Source organism: Erysipelatoclostridium sp. MSK.23.31 (assembly GCF_019125875.1).
In the GTDB taxonomy this organism is placed as follows: Bacteria; Bacillota_I; Bacilli_A; order Erysipelotrichales; family Coprobacillaceae; genus Thomasclavelia; species Thomasclavelia ramosa.
Map to the genome: position 1 here is coordinate 44,338 of NZ_JAHOCB010000009.1, position 24,051 is coordinate 68,388.

Sequence of the window (24,051 nt, forward strand, 5' to 3'; positions counted from 1 at the left end):
TTCATCTCCCCTTTAAAACATTAAGTTTATTTATTGCCATATCTTCAGGACCAGTCATAAAGCACCCTTTTTCTTTAGCATATTGAATATAATCTAGAATTTCTTTCGTGATCCTTTCACCCGGTGCTAAAATTGGAATTCCCGGAGGATAACACATAACAAATTCACTGCAGACTCGATCAATACTTTGATAAAGCGGCAACGATTCTTTTTCTCCATAAAAAGCTGCTTGAGGAGAAATAACTACTTCAGGATTAATATATTCATGATCAAACATTCCTGTCCGATCCTTCTTAAACCGCCGGCGTATTTCCAAAAGTGCTCCGATTAAACGCTCAATATTTGCTTCACTATCACCGACTGAGATATAAGCAAGAATATTTCCAATATCACCAAATTCAATTTGAATCCCATACTCATCTCTTAATAAATCATATACTTCGATTCCAGCCAATCCGATATCAAGTGTAAATATTGATAATTTCGTTACATCAAAATCATAAACACTATCCCCATTGATCAATTCCTTACAATAAGCATAATAATCACCAATTTGATTGATTTCTGTGCGTGCGTATCCCGCAAGGCGACGAACCCTGTTAAAAATCTCATTACCATGTATAGCTAAATTTTTACGTGACATATCTAGACTTGCCATCAATAAATACGAACCGCTTGTTGTTTGTGTCAAATTAACAACCTGACGTACATAATCAGCATTTACATTTTCTCCTAACAGTAAGAAAGAGCTTTGCGTCAAGCTTCCACCTGATTTATGCATACTGACACTCGCCATGTCTGCTCCAGCCTCCATCGCTGACATCGGTAAATCATCATTGAAATAAAAGTGTGTTCCATGTGCTTCATCTACCAAAGCAAGCATATTATGCTTATGTGCCAATGCAACAATCGCTTTTAAATTTGAACATATCCCATAATACGTAGGATTATTTACTAAGATTGCTTTTGCATCGGGATTATCTTTGATTACTTGCTCTACTTGATCAAGTGACATACCTAGAGATATTCCTAATCGTTTATCAACATCAGGATTTACATAAATCGGAACCGCCCCAGTCAAGATCATCGCATTAATGGCACTACGATGGACATTACGTGGCATAATAATTTTTTCTCCTGCTTTTACACTTGCCATAATCATACTTTGAACTGCTGAAGTCGTTCCGCCTACCATAAAAAAAGCATGAGCGGCACTAAAAGCATCAGCTGCTAATTCTTCTGCTTCTTTGATTACCGAAACTGGATGACATAAATTATCCAATGGCTTCATTGAATTAACATCGATACTCATACACTTTTCACCTAAAAAATCTGTCAATTCTGGATTTCCTTTACCATGTTTATGGCCAGGAACATCAAAGGGAACTAAACGTTCTCTTTTCATTTGCTGTAAAGCTTCATAAATAGGCATTCTACTTTGATCTACTTTCATATTGCCTCCTAAAAAATATTACTTCCACTGTAAATCTCAATCATTTCTTGTCGTAAATTATTCGTTATCTCAAGTCTTACCTTTGGCGGCAATTCATAGATATCTGTTTTAAATAAGTAATTTTGTAAATCAATTTCTTTGATTAACATCTTCGTATGGTACAAATTAGCCTGATATACATTAATATCTGTAGCATCATAGTTAAGTAATGTTTTAACATCAATAAACTGTTGAATCGAAGTCATTGGGCTATCCATAAAAAGTTTCTTTCCCTTAATATCCCGAGTAAAACCGCGGACCCGATAATCCATTGTAATGATATCAGAGTCAAAGCTGCTAATTAAAAAATCTAACGTTGACAACGGTGATATTTCTCCACAAGTAGCCACATCAATATCTACCCTAAATGTCGCAATACTTGTTTCTGGATGATATTCAGGATACGTATGAACAGTAATATGACTCTTATCTAAATGCCCTAAAATAACTCGATCATCAACTTCTTCCATTTTTCCTTGACGACTTTCTAACATCTCTTCTTCCGCTAATAACATTGTTACACTGGCGCCTTGGGGATCATAATCTTGTTTTGAAACATTTAATACATGGGCTCCAATCATATTAGCTACTTCATAAAGAATATCAGTCAATCGCTTTGAATTATACTGCTCATCAATGTAAGCAATATAATCTTTTTGTTCCCTCTGACCTTTAGCATAGCAAACATCGTAAATATTAAAACTTAATGATTTAGTTAGGTTATTAAAACCATATAATTTTAATTTCTCATTCATACCAGTTTCCCCTTCTCCATAAAAAAAACTCAAGCAGGTACAATCCCACTTGAGTATCAATACGACATATTATTAGAACATCAAAAAATATCCTATATTATTAGCGTCAGAGTCTATATAGCAAGAATTACTTTTACTACTCTTATTGATTGTTTCACAAGTGTGATGTGCCTAAGCACACGGTTGTATAGTCACCAACTCAATGCTAAGGAATTTAGCATCAACTTATAAAATTCGAACTTTCGTTCTATCAATAAGGCAACAAAGTTGCCGGTCCGGCCTTTGACCTAGCTGTCCGTATGGCTTTAACTCCTAAGAGTGGTCAAAAGATTCCCGCAAAATAGATAACTCCTTTTGCAATATCTAAATTATAAATCATTAGTTTTTAAAAAGCAATCCTAATTTTATAAAATAAAATTTATTGTTTAATATACTAAATATTTTTGATAAAAATATAATTATAATAAATTTCTTTAAAAAGAATAATTAAATTAATAAAACTAGGATATTCAACATATTTATAAAAAAATCCAGGCTCTCACCTGAATCATTTTATAAACCTTTTGTATTATATTTTAAACAAAATAATATAAAATAAAATTGTTATAAGAACACTATAAAGTGTCCCAATCAGATAATATTCGGCAAAATCACTATCTTCTGCAATCTTATTATAACATGCAATCGACTTTGCTGTTAATACTAGTTCTTAGTATCCCCAATAATTACTGTATACATATTAATCACTTTCTTGATATTATTGTAACTTAATCAGTTTAATTTATCAATCAAATATAATTTATAATTAATTAAATACCGTTTATATTAAAAAGTCTAACCTAAGTCAGACTTTTATAATTATAATTCTTTAACATTTATTCTAGTAATTGCCTTTTTAAGTGCAATTTCAGCCCGCAATAAGTCAGTTTTTTCGGTTACTTCCTTAATTCTTTGTTCCGCCCGACGTTTAGCTTCTTTAGCACGGTTCAAATCAATTTCCTCTTTAGATTCAATTGAATTAGCAATTATTTTTGTTTCATCATCATTAACATATATAAATCCACCACCGATGGCAAATATATGACGTTGTTTATCAATGATATAACTCATCTCCGAGATTTCAATCCCGCTTGCTAAAGGCATATGATGAGCCAAGATTCCTACCTGTCCTGCTGTTGTGCGAAGATTTAACTGATTAACTTCCACTTCTTGGTAGATACCACTTGGTGTTACTATCTTAAGCTTAAATTTAGTCATTTGCTAATGTCTTCGCTTTTTCAATAGCTTCTTCAATTGTACCTACATTGTGGAATGCTTGCTCTGGTAAATCATCATGCTTACCTTCCAGGATTTCTTTAAATCCTTTGATTGTATCAGCAACACGGACATATTTACCATCCATACCAGTAAACTGACTAGCTACTGTAAATGGTTGTGATAAGTAGTTACGGACACGACGAGCCCGAGCTACTGTTAATTTATCTTCTTCACCTAACTCATCCATTCCTAAAATAGCAATAATATCTTGTAATTCTTGGAACCGTTGTAAGATTTGTTGAACCCCATGGGCTACCTCATAGTGTTCAGTCCCTACAACTAATGGATCAAGGGCTCTTGATGAAGAATTTAATGGATCTACGGCAGGATAAATTCCTAAAGCCGCAATTGAACGATCTAATACTACTTTAGCATCAAGATGAGCAAATGTTGTTGCTGGAGCAGGATCAGTTAAGTCATCAGCAGGTACATATACCGCTTGAACTGAAGTAATAGATCCTTTTTTAGTTGATGTAATCCGTTCTTGTAAAGCACCCATTTCGGTTGCTAAAGTTGGCTGATACCCAGCTTGTGATGGTACCCGTCCAAGTAAGGCAGATACTTCAGATCCAGCTTGAGTAAAACGGAAAATATTATCGATGAATAATAAGACATCCTGACCTTGTTCATCACGGAATTCTTCTGCCATAGTAAGACCCGTTAAAGCAACTCTTAAACGAGCTCCTGGGGGTTCATTCATCTGTCCAAATACTAGTGTTGTTTTAGATAAAACACCACTTTCCTTCATTTCATAATATAAATCATTACCTTCACGGCTACGTTCACCAACTCCAGCAAAAACTGATAAACCACCATGTTCTGTAGCAATGTTATTAATGAATTCTTGAATCAATACTGTTTTACCTACTCCGGCACCACCGAATAATCCAATCTTTCCACCTTTGATAAATGGGCAGATCAAATCAACTACTTTAATTCCCGTTTCAAGAATTTCAGTTTCTGTTCTTTGTTCGGCATATGTCGGTGCAGATCGGTGAATTGGCATTTTCTTAGTGCTATCACCTAATGCTTCTTTACCATCGATTGGTTGTCCTAAAACGTTGAACATTCTTCCTAGAGTTTCATTTCCGACAGGTACAGAAATTGGATTTCCCGTATTAAGAGCATCCATTCCTCGTTTTACCCCATCAGTTGGTCCCATTGCAACACAACGAACTACATCATCTCCGATATGTTGAGCGACTTCAACTACTAGAAGTTCATCACCATTTTGGATTTCAATCGCCGTATTTAATGCTGGTAAATTGTTATCACCATCAAATTGGATATCAATTACTGGCCCTTTGGCACTAATTATTTTACCAATATTTTGTGACATACGGCACCTCCTTATTGTGCATTAGCTCCTGCTACGATTTCACTAATTTCATTAGTAATCGCAGTTTGACGAGCTTGATTGTATTTTAATAATAATTGTTCTGTAAGTTCATCGGCATTATCATTAGCATTTTCCATTGATGTTCTTCGTGCGGCATTTTCACTTGTAGCTGATTCAATGATATAACCATAAATCACTGCTTGAAGATACATTGGAATCAAACTGTCTAATACTTCCTCTGGACTTGGTTCAAATAATGTTGATTTCTTTGAGATTTCAATATGATCAAAATCACTTGGATCAACAGGTAATAACGTAACAATTCTTGGTCTAAATGTTAAGTTATTAACAAACTCCGTATAAACAATCTTAATTTTACTAATTTCTTTTTCACGATACATTTTAGTTAATTCAGCAACTAACTTAGTTACATCTTTAAAATCAAAAGTTGTATTTAAATCATCAAACTTATGATCCGTTACCCCTTGATGATTTTTTAATAAATAACTAGTTGCCTTTGAACCAATACTATAAACATAATCACCTGGTTTGATTGCACCTTTAATTTCTTTAAAGATATTGGCATTATATCCACCACATAGTCCTAGACTTGAAGCAATAACAATAAATACTTCTTTTTCAATATCTTTATTTTCAACTAAATAGATACTATCATTATTACCCTTACAATTAGCTAAGATCTCCGCTACAGTTTGAGCAACATTAGTATAATAAGGTTTCGACTGTTCTAATTGATTTCTTGTTTTACGAAGTTTAGAAGTTGCGACTAATTCCATTGCTTTAGTAATTTTTTTAGTCGATTCAACTGATTTAATTCTCCGCTTAATTTCTTGCATTCCTCCATGCATAGTTAACTACCCCTTTGTTTGAGTTTTTTCGAATTGTGTTACAAAAGCACTCATAACATCTTTCATGCGTTTTTCTAAATCAGCAGAAATTGCTTTTTGTTCATTGATTTCATCAATAATATCTCTTTGCGTCATATTGATATGTTCAACTAACTGATCCATAAAAGCAGACACCTGTTCCACTTCTAATGTCTTAGTAAATCCATATTTTAAAGCAAATAATGTAATTACTTGCGTTGATACAGTTCGTGGTGAATATTGTGCTTGTTTTAAAACCTCACGCACTTTTGCACCATGATCTAAAGTTGCTTTCGTAGCAGCATCTAAGTCTGAACCAAATTGAGCAAATGCTTGCATTTCAGCATACTGCGCTAATTCAAGTTTTAGTGAACCTGATACTTGCTTCATTGCTTTGATTTGTGCAGCTGAACCAACCCGACTTACCGAAAGTCCAGTATCAATTGCTGGTCTAAATCCAGCATTGAATAATTCTTGTTGTAAGAAAATTTGTCCATCTGTAATTGAAATTACGTTAGTTGGAATATATGCTGAGATATCACCTGCTTGTGTTTCAATAATTGGTAAGGCTGTGATTGAACCCCCACCATTCTCTTCATTTAAGCGGCATGCTCTTTCTAATAATCTCGAATGTAAATAGAAGACATCTCCAGGATAAGCTTCACGCCCTGGTGGTCTTTTTAATAATAATGATACCGTACGATAAGCAACGGCATGCTTAGATAGATCATCATAAACAATTAAAACATCTTTACCTTGATCTAACCATTCTTCAGCAATTGCACATCCTGCATACGGTGCAATATATTGCACTGGTGCAAGTTCACTAGCAGATGCTGACACAACTGTTGTATATTCCATTGCGCCACCTTTACGTAACTTTTCAACAATTTGGGCAACAGTTGAATTCTTTTGTCCAATTGCTACGTAAACACAATAAATATCTTGATCTTTTTGATTTAAAATAGTATCGATTGCAATCGCAGTCTTTCCTGTTTGACGATCTCCAATAATCAACTCACGTTGACCCCGACCGATTGGAATAATTGCATCAATCGAAGTAATTCCTGTTTGTAACGGTTGGTCAACTGACTTTCTTGTCATAACCCCGCTGGCAACTCTTTCAATTGGGCGAGTATGTGCTGTAATGATTTCTCCATTACCATCAATTGCTTGTCCTAAAGGATTTACAACTCGACCTAACATCTCATCCCCAACTGGTATTTCCATAATCTTTCCAGTACGTTTAACTTCGTCTCCTTCTTTAATCGTACTTTCAGATCCAAGTAGTACGGCTCCGACGCAATCTTCATCTAAGTTCATTACCATTCCATAAACATCATTAGGGAAGGCAAGTAATTCACCTAGCATGGCATTATCTAAACCATGAATTAAACTAACACCATCGCCAACAGTCATGACTGTTCCAACGTCTTTAAGTTCGATTACATCATCAAAGTGCTTAATTTGTTCTTTAATTAAAGCACTAATTTCATCTGGTCTAAGCCCCACTATTTTCACCTACTTTCTTAATAGTTCTTTTTTCAATAATGCAACTTTGTTTTTGATAGAGCCATCAAAAACACGGTTATTTATTTCGACTTTAATTCCACCAATCAGTGATGGATCATTAACTACTCTTAAACGAATCGTTTTATTTTCCTTTTTACTTAAAGCATCTTCCACTTCTTTAACTTCTTGTACACTGATATCATAGTTAGCATATAAAATACCTTCTAAGATTCCAAAATGCTCATTCGTTAACGCTTTAAATGCTTCAATTATTTCCATAACGTAACGCATTCTTCTTTTTCTAACTAAAAGTTTTAGAAAATTAACGACATAATCATTAACCTGTCCTTTAAAACTCTTATCTAATAATGCACATTTAGCTTCATCTTCTATTAAAACATGACTAAAGAACGGAACAAAACTTGGATCACTTTCAAAAACAGTTCTAATTAAATCAATATCTTTAGAATATGCTTCAACTTGATTCATCTCTTTAGCTAAATCAAATAGTGATTCTGCATATCTTACTGCTACTGCATCCATTAGTTAACCACTTCTTCAACAAAGTCTTCAACCAAAGCTTTGTTAGTCTTTGTATCCATTTCTTTGTTCATAACTTTAGTCGCTACATCAATCGCAACCTCAACAATTTCTTGTTTCATCGCTGCTTTTGCCTGCGCTTTTTCAGCCTCAATCTCACGACGTGCTTGATCTAGTTTAGCTTTATATTCCTGATTAGCTTGTTCTTGAATCGTTGCCTTTGTTTTTAAAGCATCTTCTTTAGCTAAATTAACAATTTCACGATATTGAACTGCCGCTTGGCGTGCTTGTTCTTCACTTTCTTCCATCAGTGCTCTAGCTTTTTCATTCATATCTTTAGCTTCGTTTACAGTTCCTTCAATAAATTCTGCCCGTTTAGCAAAATAATTTTGAACGGGAACCCATAAATACTTTTTAAAGACAAGAAGTAAAACTCCTGTTGAAAGTAATTGAATAATAATTGTAGTTACATTAGGGAATAATTTCGATGCTATATCTGGCATACGTATTCCTCCTTAGCTAATATTAGTATACAAATAATAAAATTAATGAAATTAATAAACCATAGATAGCTGCAGTTTCAGTTAATGCAATCCCTAGAATCATTAACGTTCTAATTTTACCTTCCATTTCAGGATTTCTACCTAAAGCTTCTACCGCCTTACTCGCACAAATTCCTTCTCCGATACCTGTTCCTAAACCAGCACATACTGCAATACCTGCACCAATTGCAATTAAACCTACATCTGTCATAATTTAAATTTCCTCCAATATTTTCTATATATTTTTTTGTAATTTATATCTAACTAGGATACCTAGATTAGAGCTTACTCGTCGTCTTCGTTTTCCATCATAATTAAGATTGATGATAAAGTTACGAAAACTAATGTTTGGATACACCCTGCAAAAATATCAAAATAACAATGGAATACAGGGGCAATAATTGGACCTAAAAAGTTAAAGTTGATTACATGGAATGAAATCCATGCTGTAAATTGATAAATCAACGTCATTAAAATAGATCCACTCAAAATATTTCCAAATAAACGCATTGAAATTGAAATTAATGGTGATAAGACACTTAAAATATTAGTTGGGGGCCACACAATATCCCACACATATTTAAAAAATCCCTTTTTCTTCAATGCATTATATTGAATCAATATAAAAGTAATAAATGTCATCGCAAAGGTAATAGAGTAGTTTGAGGTTGGTGATTCAAACCCAATCAAACTTGATAAGTTACTGACCAATATGTAACAAAATACCATTGCAAAATATGGATAATAGTTCTTGGCAAATTTCTTAGGCATGATTGATTTCATATAATCATCAATAGCTTTAACTCCCGTTTCAACAACCAATACAATTCCTTTTGGTTTGACAGTTGGATCCGCCAATGCTACTTTTTTTCCAGCATAGACAAAGAACACGCCTAAACAAACCATAATGACTAGTGAATAAATTAATTCTACTTGAATTGTCACTCATTTCACCTCCTTAAAATATTTAGCGTTTTATATATCCTAAAATATTGATCGTAATCTTGGTCACAAAATATCCAAAGAAAACACTGATCAAATTAAAGATATCATTAAATTTGATTGCTAGCATGAAACCTGCAATATACAATAACATCTTAGCTATAAACATCATTACAACAAATCGAATCGCCTGACCCATTTTTAAGATCACATCACTCATTACAATGATAATATAGAATGATAAAACGCTGACCGCATATCCTAAGATAAATCCTAGTGGAAAACTAATTTGTTTTAGGACAAATCCTACGATAGAAAAGATAATTAATCCGCCAATAAATACTTTTACGGATTGTTTTAAAACATCTTTTTCGTTCATTCTTTACCTGCTCCTAAAAGTATTTTAATAACGTAGCCAAAGGCTAAAAACAATAAAATTAGTAGAATCGTGGGATGGGTATTAAAATACTTATCTAAGCGCAGCCCAACAATTACAGCTAATAGAAATGCTCCAATTACCTGAAAACCCAATTGTAGGCAAAAGAATAAATCTTTTAACATTTTCTTCTTATCTTGATCCATAATCCCTCTTGTATTCTACTATAGTCTTTTGGTTATGTAAACTTCTTATAAAAATTTGTAATAATTATTTAACACTATGATAATTTATTTATAGAACAAGTATTTCAGTACTAAACACTATAATTAATTTCATAATTAGACGTTTTAACCACTTTTGAAGTATCTCAAATATTAATCAGTACCAAATAAACGATCACCGGCATCACCTAAACCAGGCACAATATAGCCTTTTTCATTAAGTTTTTCATCAAGCGTCGCTAAAATCAATTCAACATCAGGATGATCTTCTTCAATTACTTTAACACCTTCAGGGGCACCTACTAAACAGACTAAACGAATATCTTTAGCACCACGGGCTTTAATATTTGTAATCGCTGCACTAGCACTACCACCAGTTGCTAACATCGGATCAACAATGATTACGATAGAATCTTCTAAACCACTAGGAAATTTAGCATAATACTCTTCGGGAATTAAAGTTTCCTCGTTCCGAGCCATTCCTATATGACCAATCTTAGCAGTCGGTATAATTCTTCTAAAACCATCGACTAAACCAATCCCCGCTCTTAAGATTGGAACAAGAATAATTTGTTTTTTCAATTCTTTTCCAATCATTGGACAAATTGGTGTGACGATTTCCTTATCAACTAATGGTAATTCTTTAGTTACCTCATAAGCCATTAACATTGCAATTTCGTCTAGGTTATCTTTAAATACGATTGTTTTCGTATCTTTATCACGCATAATTGTTAATTTATGATCAATTAATGCATGATTGAGGATGGTCGTTGCCATATAAATTCACTCCTTAAATGTATTTTATATCATGATACATTTCTACTTTATCAGTTAATGCTCTAACTCTCTTTAAGCATTCTTCTTTGATTTCATCAGTTTCTTCATTTTTTAAGCGATAAGCAATAATCTTACCTACTTCTCTAAAATCTTCTTCTGTAAATCCTTTAGTAGTCATTGCAGGGGTCCCAACCCGAATACCACTTGCTTTAAATGGTTTTTCTGTATCAAATGGGATAGCATTTTTATTTGCAGTAATATTAATTTCATCTAATAAACGTTCTGCTTTTTTACCTGAAATACCGCAACTTGCTTTTACATCAATTAAAATCAGATGATTATCAGTTCCGTCAGCAACTAATCTGAATCCCTCTTCTTTTAATGCTGTTTCTAATGCTTTAGCATTTTTAATTACTTGAGCTGCATATTCTTTAAATTCTGGTTGCATTGCTTCATAAAAACAAGCGGCTTTAGCAGCAATAATATGCATCAATGGACCACCTTGCATTCCCGGGAACACCGCACGATCAATATCAGCTGCATATTTTTCCTTACACATAATTACCCCACCACGAGGTCCACGTAAAGTTTTGTGAGTCGTTGTTGTTACAATATCAGCATGAGGAAATGGTGATGGATGCAGTCCCGCTGCCACTAACCCTGCGATATGTGCCATATCAACCATAAACATCGCCCCAACTTCATGCGCGCATTTTGCCATGTATTCAAAATCAATCGTTCTAGAATATGCACTAGCACCAGCTACTACTAATTTTGGTTTGACCTCTTGGCATTTTTTCTTAAAATCTTCATAATCAATAGTTTCAGTTTCTTTAGTTACCCCGTAACTGTGGAATTCATAATTGATTCCTGAATAATTTAATGGATGTCCATGTGTTAAATGTCCACCATCAGCAAGAGACATTCCTAATACCTTATCACCATGATTTAATAACGCCATATATACCGCTGTGTTTGCTTGCGCTCCACTATGAGGCTGAACATTAGCATACTCAGCACCATAAATCTTACATAGTCTTTCTTTAGCTAGTGTTTCCACTTCATCAACAAATTTACATCCACCATAATATCTTTTTCCTGGATAACCTTCTGCATATTTATTAGTTAATACAGTTCCTGCCAATTCTAAGATTTCTGGTGAAACAAAGTTTTCAGAAGCAATTAACTCAATATTGTTTCTTTGACGATTTAATTCTCTCTCTACACTTTCGAATACTGCGATGTCTTTCATTTTACTCTTCCCCCTCGTAAGCCATCATTTTTGCAATCCGCTGGTCATGTCGACCACCTTCATATTCGCCTTCTAACCAGGCTGTTAAAATTTCTAAAGCTAAACCTTCACCAATAACTCGTTGCCCCATAGCAATCATGTTAGTATCATTATGTGCTCGAGTTGCTTTGGCGCTAAATACATCGTGGCATAACGCACAGCGAATTCCTTTCACTTTATTAGCAGTAATACTTACACCGATACCAGTTCCACATACGACAACCCCTCTATCGCACGATCCACTAGCAACCGCTTTAGCTGCTTTTCCTGCATAATCAGGATAATCACAACTATCTTCGCTGTATGTTCCGAAATCTTCTACTATGTAACCATTAGCTTCTAAATAATCTTTTAAAACATTTTTTAGTCTTAAGCCACCATGGTCACAAGCCATTGCAATTTTCATTCAATTACCTCCGCTATTTGTTCCTTAGAAATATCACCTAATCTTAATATTTCCACTTTACCCTTACTTAAGTCAACAATTGTACTTGCCTTCTTACTGATGCTTTCACCTTTAACAATTAAAGGAATCTTTCCATGAAATACTTTCATTACTGCTTTGTCGTCAACAAGACTATTTTCTCCAGAAAGATTGGCGCTAGTTACTAACATTGGTCCTGTTTTATCTAATAATGATAAAACAAATGGATCATCTGGTATCCTGATTCCAATAGTATCTAGTGAAGCCGTAAAATAATCATCAATATGTGGGCGTTTCTTTAAAATGATAGTGATCATTCCCGGCATAAAAGCCGCAATAAGTTTTTTTGCAGTTTCATCAACATAAGCATATTTTTCAATATCCTCTGCCTTACTAATCATCATAGAAATTGCTTTTCCTTTATCGCGGTGCTTTAATTCATATAGTGCATCCAATGCCTGATGTGAGCCAAACTTAACTCCTAACCCAAAAACAGTCTCAGTTGGAAAAGCCACAACTCGACTATCGCTAACTAACTTAGCGACTTCTTCAATGGCATTTTTTTCGACTGAAACTGTATTCATGGAATCACCTCATTTGCCCCATTATACAATAAATAATTGAAAATTTGTAGATATTTCGTAGATATTTTCACGACAAAAAAAGTTTTTTAAAAAAAACATCTTTACATTATCTTAACATTGCTAATTTCCTTCATTTTTATAGTTTGATAAGGCAATTTCTTACAAAAAAACAATTAGATTTAATCTAACTGCCATTTACATTTTTTCATATCAACATTGCCATTATCTTTAAAACATACATCTTCTTCTAAAAGTAAATCACGTTGTTCGTACCATTCAGGTACAAGTCTTCCTGCGCTATTTACAACTCGATGACATGGATAATCTCCATACATAGAAGCATGACTTAAAATTTTTCCCACTAATCGCGCATTCTTGGGTCGTCCTGCCAACGATGCTATTTGTTTATAGCTGGCAACTTTCCCCCAAGGTATTTCAGACACGATTGCTAATACTTGAAAAATTAAATCCTCATCCATATAATCACCTCCTATATTTTTATTTTATCTAATTATCGAAAAAATGCAAAAAAATTTATTTTTTTGTATTTTATTATACTTTTTTGTATAATTATTTTATTAGCTTGGGAAAGGAGATTTATGAAACAGTTTAAAAAATCTTTATTAATAATCGGATTATGCTTTTTAATGATTGGCTGCACTAATGATGCCATGGGTAAAGTAACTAAAAAGCTTCAAGATGCTGGATATGATATTTCTTATTTAACCGATGATTTCACAGCTGTAAATATTACTAAGACAGAAAAGGATAAAGACCGCATTCAATTTTGTGCTTATTTAGAAAAGAAGGTTGTTACTTCTATTTCATATATTGTCTTACCTGCCGATAATAGTAATATCGATAAAACGATTATTGGTTTTATCTATGTCGACAAAAATGATGATAATATTATTAGTGAAAGTGCCCAAAAGGAAGCTAAAAAAATATTAAAAAAATTAGATTTATCTATAGATGATCTAGTAAACTATGCCCTTCAAGTCCATGAAGATAAAGGAAAATCTTTAAATTCATAGTCTGAAAGACACTTTTTAAGTGTCTTTTATTATTTTTAAAATATAAAACGATCTCACTTTCATGAGATCATGTTACACTATGGATGACATCTACTGCAAGGGCGATATCCTGTATTTATTGCAGTAGATTTTGAGATAGCTATTTTACTACGTGATAAATAGCCACAACCACTTGAATGATAGCAGTCTCCTGTCTTAGTAATATAAACAGTTGTAGAAATATTATCATCTGCCACAGGAGTTCGAATAGAGGATGTTTCTACCGGTTTTCCTTTTACAGTCACATTACATGTAACTGATTTATTTTTAATTGCTGCTGTTATTTTTACCGTTCCTGATTTTAATGCTTTAATATTTCCACTTTGATCAACTGTCGCAATCGTTTCATCACTAGATGTATAAACTACCGGTTGAGTACTATTTGTTTTTATATTTATAGTATTATTTTGATTTTCTTCTAGATTTAATGTAGTAGTTGAAAGCTCTAATTCTAATGCCTTAATACTTACTGACATGATCAAGGTAGATGTATTTCCGTATTTATCACTTGCCTTAATACTAGCATTATAATTTCCAGCTGCTAAATAACTTACACCACTATCATCAATTTCAAGCTCATATTTTGATAGTTCTTTTATTTCTAAATAATCACGATAATCTATTTCATCATTTTCAATAATATCAATTTCTTTTGTTTGGATTAATTGCGGTGCTGTCGTATCTTTGATATTAAGCGTTAATTTCTTTTTACTATTACCATATTTATAAGTGATAGTATATTTACCTACTGCTGGATTATCTTCATCAAAACCATCACAGCTATATGAAATATCTTCTTCATCAAATTTATTCTTATCAACATAATCTAAATAATTAAAATTTTCTCCATATTCTAGATTAACAGTATTCTGTTTAAGTATTAATTTCGGTTGCTCTTTCCCCAATGCACCAATAATACCTAATAAAATAATAATTATGATCGTTACCTTGATCTTATGAGCTAAAATATAGTCTTTTATTTTCTTCATTTTATCTTTACTCTCCCATAAATTCACATAATTATTATACTATTACTTATGAAAATTCACGATATTTTTGTCGTAAAGATACGGTTTATTACGTAAAACAAGATAAAAAGATAGGATATTAATGAAACGAACCTATCTTTCTTATCTTAATTATTTTTATACTGTTTTATATAATTTTGATACCAGGCAAAACTATCTTTCTTATATCTTTGATAACTTCCTTTACCCTCATTATCACCATCAACATAAATTACACCATAACGTTTTTCCATTTCACAACTGCCTGCTGAGACTATATCAATGATTCCCCACATAATATAGCCAATGACATCAACACCATCTCTGATGGCTTCATCAATTTGTTGGAAATGCTGGTTTAGATAATCTATTCTATATTGATCATGAATAGAGCCATCTTCTTCAAACTTATCATGAGCCCCAAAACCATTTTCAGAAATAAATACGGGCTTGCGGGTGCGATCATACATTTTATTTAACATGATTCGTAATCCAATTGGATCAATTTGCCAACCCCAGTCACTTGCTTTCAAATAAAGATTTTTAGTTGAAACAACTAAGTTACCTGCTGTTTGCTCACTGCTCTCTTCAACCGTTGCGACGGCACTAGAATAATATGAAAAGCTTACAAAATCACAGGTATTATCTCTTAGCAGCTTACGTTCTTCCTCAGTTATTATGATATTAATCTTATTTTCTTGAAAAAAACGATTCATATAACTAGGATAATAGCCATTAGCCAAAACATCTACTGCGAACCATTGATGAATTTGTTCATCTCTCACTGCTTTAAGATTGTCTTCTGGGCGCGGTGTTAACGGATAGTAACAAAAACAAGCTACCATACAGCCAGATTGACTTTGAGAACTTATTTTATGCCCTAATTCAATAACCTTAGCACTAGCAACGAATTGATGATGCAATGATTGAAATACTAGACTTTGATCGTATGGTCGATCTTTCTCTTTTACTAAACCAACTCCATTATATGGACTAAAATAACCAGCATTTATTTCATTGAATGGTAAATAATAATCAATATATTCTCCCCAATGTTCAAATACAGTTTTAGCGAATCTTAAGTAAAAATCGACTAAGATATTGTTTGTCCAACCACCATAGGTTTCAACTAAATACAATGGTACAGCATAATGATTCATGGTTAGAAAAATCTTCATTCCTGCTTGATGAACCTTTTTAAAAATATGGTCATAAAAACGTATTCCTTCTTCATTTGGCATTTCTTCATCACCATGTGGATACAATCTTGCCCAGCTGATAGAAAAGCGATAAATATCAATTCCTAATTCTTTCAATAACTGAATATCTTCATCAATGTGATGATAGCCATCTGATCCTTGGCGGAATGGATAATTACCAACTTCTTTACATGATTTTGCTTCATCAATTATATCTTGTGTCAATAACCTTGTTGAAGTTGTAGCATTAGACGTTCTTTTTAAATAAGGTCGACAGTCCTGAGTATCTAAACCTTTACCACCCAAATTATAGCCACCTTCATATTGACTACTTGCAGTAGCTCCACCCCATAGTATTTTTCTTTTTTTATTCATTTGTCCTCCTCCTTCTAAAAATAAAGGTGATAAAAATCACCTTTATTTTTTACCTAACAAGTATGCTCCATATTCTGGACTGTATAAAGGGGCAACAAGCTGACATGATAGTGGCTGGAGATAATTATTCAATGGCTTTAATACATAATCTTCTCCATATTCAAAAACTCCACCAATATACGATACTTTAAAGGGAGAAGTAAAGTTTTTGGCCAATGTTTTAATTAGAACAGCAATTTCATAAGCTGCCTCTTTATATATTTGTAAAGCATATTTATCATTATCTTTAGCTGCTATACCGTTTAGTTTTGCTAATGAAGCAATTGATGTTCGATCATGATTAAGTTTATTAATAAAAGTGATAATATCGTAATCATTTTCTAGTTTACATTTTTCTTTAATTAAATAGTATAACTGTGTCTTTTCTAGTCGACCATCAACTTGTTGGCAATAGAGGGCTAACATGCGCTTGGCAATCCAATAAGCACTTCCTTCATCACCTAGCTGGTAGCCCCATCCTCCACATCTAGTAATATGGTTATTTTTAGATGATAATGCGATTGAACCTGTTCCAGCTACAACTACAATCCCATCACCACCACCTAAAGCTCCAGTAATAGCAATCCTAACATCACTGTATAAGGAGAATTCTCGATTTCCAAATGCTTCCCTACAAATAGTCGCAATTTTATTTCTAACTTCTTTTTGTTCTCCATATCCAGCCAGCCCTGCAATCACTTTTGCTTGAAAATTTGCATCTAATTCCATCACACCATCTTTTAAAATTTGAATACATATTTCTCTTGGTTGTGTTAAAACATGTACTGATGGCTTTATTATTTCTTTTAATTTTCTTCCTGCATCATCAAAGAGTGCCATCTTTGTTTTAGTTCCACCACCATCAATACCGATATACAACATAAATAACTCCCTATTTTCTATGCACTTACTGCTTCTTTAGATTTTTCCTCTGCTAATAATTCATTATCGTACATTTTAAAGAACGGATAATAAATAATCACTGATATAATAATTAAGATAATATTTAATACCGCAGCGCGCCAGTCACCACCGCAAGCCAAGTATGCACCAATTGGTCCTGGTAATGTCCATGGAGCTATTGTAACAGCACAATTGACTAAATGCATAGAAGTTGCAATCCAGGCAATAGTTGCACAAATTAGCGGAATAATAATAAATGGAATTAGTAGCATTGGGTTTAAAACGATTGGAGCCCCAAAAATCATCGGCTCATTGATATTAAATATTGACGGTAAAATCGTTGTTCTTCCTAATGTTTTACCATATTTAGATTTTGCTTTTACACAGAATAGTATTGCTAATCCCAATGTTGCTCCTGAACCACCGATATGAACAAACCATTGTAAGAATGGTTCTACACCAATATGAGTAGCCGCTTTACCAGCTGCAATTGCAGCTGTATTTTGATCTAATAAAATTAACCAGATTGGTCTTGCTAGCGAAGAAACAATCGAATCTCCATGAATACCAAATGACCAGAAAAACATAATTAAAAATATGATTAGTAATGTTGATGGTAAGGTATCTGTTGCATTTATCAATGGTTTGATTAAGTTACCAACGATAGTATGCACATTGATACCTAACCACATTGTAATTGTAGAAACTCCTAAAATAATAATAACCGTAGGAGTTAACGATTCAAAAGATCTTGCTACTGCAGGGGGTACTGCCGCCGGCATTGAGATTTTCAAACCTTTAACTTGTGTAAAACGATAAATTTCTACACCGATAAAAGCCGAGATAATTCCAATAAACATTCCCGCCGAACCAAGATTTTCTGCTGGAATAACATAGCCTGAAGGCAAACCTTGTAAAAAAGCATTTAATTCGGCATTTTTACTAGCTAATGCACTAATTGACTCTGTAATATCTGGCATCGAAACTGGTACAATTGTCAATAAAAAAGTTAATTCAGCTAAAATCGCACCACTCAAGCCATCCAAATTATATGATTTAGCAAGTGAATAACCTATTCCAAACACTGCATATAGCGTCATGATATACATTGACATTCTATATGGCAATAAAATTGCTACTGCGTTATTTTTAATAAATTGGGTAATGCCCCAATCTGCGGGCATTTGATTATATGAAAATGCTACAACCATTAATAATGAACTAACAATAATTAATGGCAAGGTTGCTATAATTCCATCACGGATAGCCCGTAAATGTCTTTGATTAGAAAGTTTTTCAAGTGGTCCTGCTAGTTTTCCTTCTATCAAATTAGATATTTTTGTAAACATCTTATTTTCCTCCTATTTAATCATGAATATAACCATAAAAGCAATCAAACTAAATATAGTTCCAACAATCCAAAAGTTTTTGCATACTCCTTTTTTTCGCTCAATAAAAAATTGTGAATAAGCTACGCTAAAGCCACAAACAATACCAGAAATTAAAGCATTAGGAATACGAAAATCTATTTTTAAATAATTTAATATGTTTATACAAATCAATAATGACAACATAGTCGTCATTAGAATGAATAAAGCACTTTTAAATCCGAACATTGGGATATCATAATCTGTTTTGCCAAATATATTTTTATATTCTTTTTTGGTATTGTTTTTGACTACATACTTATTCATATACTTATTCTCCTTTAGTTATCGTTCTTATAGTTTGACTAATATTTTCATCACTATCTTTCAATGCTTTTAGGCATTCTTCTTTACTCATATTAGTTAGACCCTTTAAAATTGCTATTTTTACATTGTTATCTGCTTCAATTAATAATTCTTTTGCAGTTCCCTCATCAACACTAATAGCTTGCTGAACAATATTTATAGCTCGAATTCTTAGTTTTTCATTTGTTGGCTGTACATCAACCATCAAATTTTTATAAACTTTTCCTTTTTTTATCATTACAGATGTTGATAACATATTAAGGATTAGTTTTTGTGCTGTACCAGCCTTCATTCTCGTCGACCCTGTAATAACTTCAGGGCCAACAACTGCTTCGATTGGGAAATGGGCATGTTGAGATATTGCTCCGTTTTTAACACAACATATTGATATTGTTGAACATCCTAGTTTGCGCGCATACGCTAGAGCGCCAACAACATATGGTGTTCTTCCCGAAGCAGCTATTCCACAAACAACATCCAATGGACTAAGTTCTATTTTTTTTAAATCATCAACTGCTATTTCTTTAGAATCTTCAGCACCTTCAATTGCGGTTGTAAATGCTTCCTTACCACCAGCGATTAGACCTTGGACAAGAGTAGGATCAACTCCATATGTTGGCGGGCATTCCGATGCATCTAGCACCCCTAAACGTCCTGATGTTCCGGCACCCATATAAATCAATCTACCACCCATACACATTTTTTCATAGATACAGTCAACAGCTTTTGCAATTTGTGGTATGACGTCCTTTACCGCAATTGCTACTTTTTGATCTTCTTGATTAATAACCGTTAAAATTTCCTCTGTTGTCATTTCATCAATGTGCAAAGAATTGCTGTTAATTTGTTCTGTATCTAATTGACTTAATTTCATCCATTCCACTCCTTCCATATTTATTATATATCTATTGAAATATTATTTCAATATAAATGTTAAATTATTTAAAATATTATTTCACTATAAACAAAAAAAGAAAAGCCTATATTTTAGAAACAATTCTTTTTGTTTCAATAAGCTTATCTTTATTTCCTGTTAGATCATTTTTAAATACACCATAATATAATAAATCTGTCATTACTAGTGATGAGATTCTTGATGAAATAGCTCCCATTCTTATTTCCTTTTCTTCATTAGGAACTTGTAAAATAATATCACTTAATTTCGAAAGTGGATTAGGCTTAAATTGAGTAATTGATATAATTGGTACATTTTTGTTTTTTATCATTTTAGCAATTTCAACAAGTCCCTTTGTAGTACCCGAATAACTAATAAATAATGCTGCATCCTCTTTATTCATACTTTCACTAAATGTTAGTTGAACATGTAAGTCTTTATTATAGATTACCTTTTTTCCAATTCTTGTTAACTTTTGTTCCACATCTTGTGCGACAATCGCCGAGCCACCGACACCAAATAAATATATTGTATTAGCAGCAATCAATTTTTTGATTGCATTGTCTAATTGATTAGTATCGATCAACTGGTATGTCTTTAAAACAGTATTCATATTTAAACGACAACATTTATCAGCTAAAGTTACGATATCGTCATTTTCATCAATAATAAAATCTATTTTTTCTTCAGGAGCACGTTTAGACTGCGCTAAACTCATTTTCAATTCACTAAAACCGTTATAACCTAATTTTTTTGAAAATCTAATAATTGCAGCAGCAGAGGTACCCGTTTTCTCCCCCAGAGATTGCGCTGAACACTTTAAAACATCAGCAGCATTTTCCAAAATATACTTAGCAATAACCTTTTCAGTTGATGTATAGCTGCTTTGTGCCTCTTTTATTTTAGCATAACTATTCATAATAATCTTAGCCCCTTTCTAATTAATTATATCAATCCACTAGTAAAATTACTAGATTTTTCAAAGTATTCATAACTTAGTTTTAATTTATTCTATTTTACTATATTCAAATAAAAACCATCTATTTAACAAAATAGATGGCTAATTGTAATATTTTGATTAAATAACTTAGACACATAAAGGTTATTTAATTAATTGTAAGATTTCTGTCTTAGTGGAGAATTGGTTTAAAAATTCATCATACCAATTTTTTATATTCTTCATTTCAGCATATTGTTCAAGTGTCGGCTCGCCTTTTAAGAATGTATTATCAGAATACTGATAAATAAATTGTGTTGCCCCATTTATTGAGTAACCACAAGTTCCTTGTTCTGGAAGATACATATATCCAGTTTTTGCTTCAAGATCGAAAGTAGCATCAATTACCATACATTTTTTATTAGAAATGACAATCTTATAAGCTTCGGTTGAACTTATTATCTGTCTTCCCTTATTATCCTTTTCATAATTATAGCCATTTTCTTTAATTTTCGTGAGGACTGTATCAGCATCTTTTTGTATATTTTTTATCAAATCAGTTCGAGTATTTTGGTTAAATTGAATTATTGTCCATTTAGCTAATAACTCAGAAGTTAATCCCAATTTTTCAAATTTTTTTTGATATGCTTCATAAGCTTCTTTTCTTCCCTTATCATTATAAGTTTTAATATCTTCTTCATCTACAACAAATTCTCCATTTACTGGTCGTAGATATATCCATTGACTCCCTATATCTTTATCTGGATTTATTTTAATACGATCAATATTAGCAAGCGTTAATGTATTAGTTACATAGTAGAACTTTGGATCATCTCCAACATTAAATGCCACACTAAACTCCATTCCAGCAAAACTAAATTTCCAAAACAAACCTGAATTGTCAAAGCCTTCATCATTTAAATCATTATCTTCGGCAATCTTAGCAACATCATCAGTAGTTTCTGCTTTAGCTGCTTTCTTTTCACCACAAGCTGTTAAACCCAAGCAGATCATTGATACCATTAAAATTTTTATAAGTTTTTTCATATTTTTTCCCTTTCCCTGCTTAACTTATGAATTTATTTTAATCTTATTACTATCACTTCCAATCGATAAAATTTTACTGCTACTAATCACATAATAATTATGGCATGCTTTATTTAGTAAAACAAACAATGTTATAATATTTGTTCAATCAATTTGGGAAATATAATTATTTAAAGCAAAAAAAGAGACTTACTATTTATTTCAGTTCTTATCCGGCTTAGGGTAAGAACCTTTATTTCTAGTTAAGTCTCTTATATAAGAATTAATTTGTTGGATATGTTATTGCTAATCTAGTTAAAATACCCTTTTGATTTTCTGTAACAAACTCATATTTGTATCCTTGGTCATCTGTATAATGCCAATGTCCATCTGTATTTTGTTGCGGGCTACCAATCCATTTTAACAAATTACTGCTTGTTGTTTTCCCATTCATTGGTATTTCTTGGTCATCCTTAGTAATAAATACTGTTGTCTTTATACCGTAATGATTCTCTTCTTCCGTAATTGTATCATAATCTAAAGTAATTTGCGTTACTTTACAGTCCGCAACTGATTGCTTTTTATCTGTATCATTTTTATAACGAATTCCAAACCATTGCCAATCAGAATCATCTAAATAAACTTTTAAGTAAGCTACCATAGATGAAATACCACCAGCATCTACCTTAGGCGCCTCATCAACTGATTTACCAGTATCACCCAATTCTACTTTAGTTCCAATTTTTTCTAAATATTTAACATACTCGCCGACTGTTTCAGGCAAACATATCTTTTCATCATTAATAGTAAAGTACTTAATTAATCCATTTGATTCCGTAAAAGGTCTCTCTTGTTTCGTGTTATCAGAAGTATTATTATCATTTGGTTTGTCTGAATCAGAATCCTTAGAACTACACGCTGTTACAGCAAACATCATTGTTAGTGCTAAACCAACCGTTAATAATTTTTTTAGCATAGACTTTCTCCTTTTTTATTTATACATATACAGATTTTATTATAAATACTTTTTTCGATTTAATCTACTATTTTTTAAATTTAAATCTTATATTTTCTTAACTATTGCTATTTTCTGCTTTTACATAAAACTTATTAATTAGATTTGATATAAACTTAGGCCAGAATTTTTGAAACATTACTAGATCTTCCTTTGTTCTAATTCGATCATTAATGATTTCTGTAGTCGTAGATTCTTCATGAACACGATGTCCCATTAACGGATTATTCACAAAAGTAAATTTACCATCTTTTAATGACAGCTTTTCCCATGCAAACCAATCAACATCACAAACAAAGTCACATTTAAAAATATCTTTGGATTTAATATTATCAATAACAAAAGTTACTGCTGGACAGCATATTGAATTACCGAAACGCAATGATAATCGTTTACCGAACTTTGTGGATGATATCTTTTTACTCCTCATCGGCAATAAAAGAATTCGTTTTATTTTCAAATTAATATTGCTATATACGTTCCCTTTATCCCTAATTTCATAGTAATCACTAAATACAATTAACGAATTAGGATTTTTAAGGTATGCTTTTACTATGCAATCAGAATATTCGTAATCATAAATATCATCCTGATGAGCAACAGTAGTCAGTTCTGTTTCGCCACATGAAACAGCAAAATCAAAATCATAGCCTATTCCTTTTCCAGGATTGGGATTAACTTTAATAGCTAATGAATATTTATCTGCAATATTTTCAATATATTGATTAGGGGTAGAAGTTGCTATAACAACTTTACTAGGATATTTTTGATTCAAAACAGATTTAATACATTCTTCTAAATATGATGATTCTTTATAAGCTAAAACCACAAAAGTGTGCATAAATTA

Annotated in this window: 28 protein-coding genes; 1 reads left to right on the forward strand and 27 read right to left on the reverse strand. The window is 32.5% G+C overall.

Annotated elements, in window-relative coordinates; genetic code table 11:
- Position 1 precedes the first annotated feature (1 nt).
- The 17 genes from KSU54_RS06070 to KSU54_RS06150 form a co-directional block, all read right to left on the reverse strand.
- Positions 2 to 1,453 (reverse strand): aminotransferase class I/II-fold pyridoxal phosphate-dependent enzyme, encoded by a 1,452-nt coding sequence (locus tag KSU54_RS06070; protein ID WP_003535288.1) that lies wholly within the window; start codon positions 1,451 to 1,453, stop codon positions 2 to 4.
- A gap of 8 nt (positions 1,454 to 1,461) precedes the next feature.
- Positions 1,462 to 2,247 (reverse strand): adenosylmethionine decarboxylase, encoded by a 786-nt coding sequence (gene speD / locus KSU54_RS06075; protein WP_008792466.1) that lies wholly within the window; start codon positions 2,245 to 2,247, stop codon positions 1,462 to 1,464.
- Positions 2,248 to 3,105: 858 nt separating this feature from the next.
- Positions 3,106 to 3,504: an ATP synthase F1 subunit epsilon gene (gene atpC / locus KSU54_RS06080; RefSeq protein ID WP_003535290.1), complete on the reverse strand. Its 399-nt coding sequence runs from the start codon at positions 3,502 to 3,504 to the stop codon at positions 3,106 to 3,108.
- A complete protein-coding gene (gene atpD, locus KSU54_RS06085) occupies positions 3,497 to 4,903 on the reverse strand; it encodes a F0F1 ATP synthase subunit beta (protein ID WP_003535291.1) in 1,407 nt (468 codons plus the stop codon). Before atpD ends, atpC begins: the two co-directional genes overlap by 8 nt.
- A gap of 11 nt (positions 4,904 to 4,914) precedes the next feature.
- A complete protein-coding gene (gene atpG / locus KSU54_RS06090) occupies positions 4,915 to 5,772 on the reverse strand; it encodes an ATP synthase F1 subunit gamma (protein ID WP_117792051.1) in 858 nt (285 codons plus the stop codon).
- A 6-nt stretch (positions 5,773 to 5,778) separates the two neighbouring features.
- Entirely contained in the window at positions 5,779 to 7,302 is a 1,524-nt protein-coding gene (atpA, locus tag KSU54_RS06095) for a F0F1 ATP synthase subunit alpha (RefSeq protein ID WP_008792468.1), read from the reverse strand.
- Positions 7,303 to 7,311: 9 nt separating this feature from the next.
- The gene (locus KSU54_RS06100) at positions 7,312 to 7,845 is read right to left on the reverse strand and encodes a F0F1 ATP synthase subunit delta (protein ID WP_003535294.1); all 534 of its coding nucleotides are present in this window, start codon (positions 7,843 to 7,845) and stop codon (positions 7,312 to 7,314) included.
- Complete coding sequence (gene atpF / locus KSU54_RS06105; RefSeq protein ID WP_008792469.1) at positions 7,845 to 8,345, reverse strand: F0F1 ATP synthase subunit B; 501 nt, start codon at positions 8,343 to 8,345, stop codon at positions 7,845 to 7,847. The genes KSU54_RS06100 and atpF overlap by 1 nt, the downstream gene beginning before the upstream one ends.
- A 22-nt stretch (positions 8,346 to 8,367) precedes the next feature.
- Complete coding sequence (gene atpE / locus KSU54_RS06110) at positions 8,368 to 8,595, reverse strand: ATP synthase F0 subunit C (RefSeq protein WP_003535296.1); 228 nt, start codon at positions 8,593 to 8,595, stop codon at positions 8,368 to 8,370.
- Between the two features lie 74 nt (positions 8,596 to 8,669).
- Positions 8,670 to 9,329: a F0F1 ATP synthase subunit A gene (locus tag KSU54_RS06115; protein ID WP_117792050.1), complete on the reverse strand. Its 660-nt coding sequence runs from the start codon at positions 9,327 to 9,329 to the stop codon at positions 8,670 to 8,672.
- Positions 9,330 to 9,351: 22 nt separating this feature from the next.
- The gene (locus KSU54_RS06120; RefSeq protein WP_117792049.1) at positions 9,352 to 9,705 is read right to left on the reverse strand and encodes an ATP synthase subunit I; all 354 of its coding nucleotides are present in this window, start codon (positions 9,703 to 9,705) and stop codon (positions 9,352 to 9,354) included.
- Positions 9,702 to 9,908 carry an AtpZ/AtpI family protein gene (locus KSU54_RS06125; protein ID WP_003535299.1) on the reverse strand — a complete coding sequence of 69 codons (207 nt, stop codon included), beginning with the start codon at positions 9,906 to 9,908 and terminating at the stop codon, positions 9,702 to 9,704. The genes KSU54_RS06120 and KSU54_RS06125 overlap by 4 nt, the downstream gene beginning before the upstream one ends.
- Positions 9,909 to 10,079: 171 nt before the next feature.
- Positions 10,080 to 10,703, reverse strand: coding sequence for a uracil phosphoribosyltransferase (gene upp / locus KSU54_RS06130; RefSeq protein WP_003535302.1), 624 nt, complete (start codon positions 10,701 to 10,703; stop codon positions 10,080 to 10,082).
- A 13-nt stretch (positions 10,704 to 10,716) separates the two neighbouring features.
- Positions 10,717 to 11,955, reverse strand: coding sequence for a serine hydroxymethyltransferase (gene glyA / locus KSU54_RS06135; protein ID WP_003535304.1), 1,239 nt, complete (start codon positions 11,953 to 11,955; stop codon positions 10,717 to 10,719).
- Between the two features lies 1 nt (position 11,956).
- Positions 11,957 to 12,400, reverse strand: a complete 444-nt coding sequence (rpiB, locus tag KSU54_RS06140) for a ribose 5-phosphate isomerase B (protein ID WP_008792472.1) — start codon at positions 12,398 to 12,400, stop codon at positions 11,957 to 11,959.
- Entirely contained in the window at positions 12,397 to 13,002 is a 606-nt protein-coding gene (locus KSU54_RS06145; protein ID WP_008792473.1) for an L-threonylcarbamoyladenylate synthase, read from the reverse strand. The genes rpiB and KSU54_RS06145 overlap by 4 nt, the downstream gene beginning before the upstream one ends.
- Positions 13,003 to 13,181: 179 nt before the next feature.
- Positions 13,182 to 13,481, reverse strand: a complete 300-nt coding sequence (locus KSU54_RS06150; protein WP_003535310.1) for an MGMT family protein — start codon at positions 13,479 to 13,481, stop codon at positions 13,182 to 13,184.
- Between the two features lie 120 nt (positions 13,482 to 13,601).
- On the opposite strand from KSU54_RS06150, the gene KSU54_RS06155 reads away from it, so the two are divergent.
- Complete coding sequence (locus KSU54_RS06155) at positions 13,602 to 14,036, forward strand: hypothetical protein (protein WP_003535312.1); 435 nt, start codon at positions 13,602 to 13,604, stop codon at positions 14,034 to 14,036.
- Between the two features lie 77 nt (positions 14,037 to 14,113).
- On the opposite strand, the gene KSU54_RS06160 is transcribed toward KSU54_RS06155, so the two are convergent.
- The 10 genes from KSU54_RS06160 to KSU54_RS06205 all read right to left on the reverse strand — a co-directional run bounded on the left by KSU54_RS06160 (position 14,114) and on the right by KSU54_RS06205 (position 24,045).
- Complete coding sequence (locus KSU54_RS06160) at positions 14,114 to 15,064, reverse strand: Ig-like domain-containing protein (RefSeq protein WP_117792048.1); 951 nt, start codon at positions 15,062 to 15,064, stop codon at positions 14,114 to 14,116.
- A 146-nt stretch (positions 15,065 to 15,210) separates the two neighbouring features.
- On the reverse strand, positions 15,211 to 16,656 hold the full coding sequence (locus tag KSU54_RS06165; protein WP_117792047.1) for a glycoside hydrolase family 1 protein: 1,446 nt from the start codon (positions 16,654 to 16,656) through the stop codon (positions 15,211 to 15,213).
- Between the two features lie 42 nt (positions 16,657 to 16,698).
- Positions 16,699 to 17,577, reverse strand: coding sequence for an N-acetylglucosamine kinase (locus tag KSU54_RS06170; protein ID WP_117792046.1), 879 nt, complete (start codon positions 17,575 to 17,577; stop codon positions 16,699 to 16,701).
- 17 nt (positions 17,578 to 17,594) lie between these two features.
- Entirely contained in the window at positions 17,595 to 18,947 is a 1,353-nt protein-coding gene (locus tag KSU54_RS06175) for a PTS sugar transporter subunit IIC (protein WP_003535320.1), read from the reverse strand.
- Between the two features lie 12 nt (positions 18,948 to 18,959).
- Positions 18,960 to 19,292 carry a hypothetical protein gene (locus tag KSU54_RS06180; protein WP_003535322.1) on the reverse strand — a complete coding sequence of 111 codons (333 nt, stop codon included), beginning with the start codon at positions 19,290 to 19,292 and terminating at the stop codon, positions 18,960 to 18,962.
- 4 nt (positions 19,293 to 19,296) lie between these two features.
- On the reverse strand, positions 19,297 to 20,205 hold the full coding sequence (gene murQ / locus KSU54_RS06185) for an N-acetylmuramic acid 6-phosphate etherase (RefSeq protein WP_008792478.1): 909 nt from the start codon (positions 20,203 to 20,205) through the stop codon (positions 19,297 to 19,299).
- Positions 20,206 to 20,311: 106 nt separating this feature from the next.
- The gene (locus tag KSU54_RS06190; protein ID WP_003535326.1) at positions 20,312 to 21,145 is read right to left on the reverse strand and encodes a MurR/RpiR family transcriptional regulator; all 834 of its coding nucleotides are present in this window, start codon (positions 21,143 to 21,145) and stop codon (positions 20,312 to 20,314) included.
- A 183-nt stretch (positions 21,146 to 21,328) separates the two neighbouring features.
- Complete coding sequence (locus tag KSU54_RS06195; protein WP_117792045.1) at positions 21,329 to 22,210, reverse strand: LptM family lipoprotein; 882 nt, start codon at positions 22,208 to 22,210, stop codon at positions 21,329 to 21,331.
- Positions 22,211 to 22,472: 262 nt separating this feature from the next.
- Complete coding sequence (locus KSU54_RS06200) at positions 22,473 to 23,165, reverse strand: hypothetical protein (protein ID WP_008792479.1); 693 nt, start codon at positions 23,163 to 23,165, stop codon at positions 22,473 to 22,475.
- A 97-nt stretch (positions 23,166 to 23,262) separates the two neighbouring features.
- Entirely contained in the window at positions 23,263 to 24,045 is a 783-nt protein-coding gene (locus KSU54_RS06205) for a glycosyltransferase (protein WP_003535332.1), read from the reverse strand.
- Positions 24,046 to 24,051: the final 6 nt, after the last annotated feature.